Origin of the sequence: Brevundimonas sp. LPMIX5 (assembly GCF_003576505.1) — a bacterium.
Taxonomy (GTDB): domain Bacteria; phylum Pseudomonadota; class Alphaproteobacteria; order Caulobacterales; family Caulobacteraceae; genus Brevundimonas; species Brevundimonas naejangsanensis.
Genome location: NZ_QWTZ01000024.1, coordinates 1 through 1173 on the forward strand (window position 1 = coordinate 1; position 1173 = coordinate 1173).

General features: G+C 67.3%; 1 protein-coding gene. It reads left to right on the forward strand.

From position 1 onward, the window contains the following. A partial coding sequence (locus tag D1604_RS14940; RefSeq protein WP_233552137.1) for an acyl-CoA dehydrogenase occupies positions 1 to 1171 on the forward strand: 1171 nt, incomplete at its 5' end. Between the last annotated feature and the right edge of the window lie 2 nt (positions 1172 to 1173).

A 1173-nucleotide genomic window follows, 5' to 3' on the forward strand; every position in this document is an offset into this window, starting at 1 on the left:
TTCGGGCCAGACGTTCCGCTGGGATGATCCTTTCGACCTGACGGGGCGGCTGACGGACGAGGAGCGGATGGTTCAGGACGCGGCGCGCTCCTATGCGCGCGAGGCCCTGTTGCCGCGCATCGTCGCCGCCTTCCGCGACGAGGTCTTCGACCGCGCCATCATGACGGAGATGGGCGAGATGGGCTTTCTGGGCGCCATGCTGCCGGAGCAGTACGGCGGTTCCGAAGCGTCGCACGTCGCCTATGGCCTGATCGCGCGCGAGGTCGAGGCGATCGACAGCGGCTATCGCTCGGCCATGAGCGTGCAGTCGTCGCTGGCCATGTATCCGATCTTCGCCTTCGGCTCCGAAGAGCAGAAGGCGAAGTTCCTGCCGAAGATGGCGGCGGGTGAACTGGTCGGCTGCTTCGGCCTGACCGAGGCCGACGGCGGGTCGGACCCGGCGTCGATGAAGACCACGGCGGTGGCGGTCGACGGCGGCTATCGCCTGAACGGCGGCAAATACTGGATCACCAACTCGCCCATCAGCGACCTGGCCATCGTCTGGGCCAAGCTGGACGGGACCATCAGGGGCTTCATCGTCGAGCGCGATTTCGACGGCTTCACCACGGGCAAGATCGGCGACAAGCTGTCCTTGCGCGCCTCGATCACCGGCGACATCGGCCTGAACGACGTCTTCGTGCCGGAAACCAACATTCTGCCGGGGGTGCAGGGTCTGCGCGGGCCGTTCTCCTGCCTGAACAAGGCGCGTTTCGGCATCGCCTGGGGGGCGATGGGCGCGGCCGAGTTCTGCTTCCACGCCAGCCGCGACTATGTGGCCGAGCGCACCCTGTTCGGCCGCCCGCTGTCGGCGCGCCAGCTGGTGCAGAAGAAGCTGGCCGACATGCAGACCGAGATCTTCCTCGGCTTCGAGGGCGCCTATGCCTTGGGCCGCCTGCTGGACACGGGGGCCTGGGTTCCCGAGGCCATCAGCCTGATGAAGCGCAACAACTGCGGCAAGGCCCTGGCTGTCGCCCGCGAGGCGCGCGACATGCACGGCGGCGCCGGGATCACCGGCGAACTGCACGTCATGCGCCACGCCATGAACCTGGAAACCGTCAACACCTATGAAGGCGCCCACGACGTCCACGCCCTCATCCTGGGCCGCGCCATCACCGGCGAAGCCGCCTTCTGATC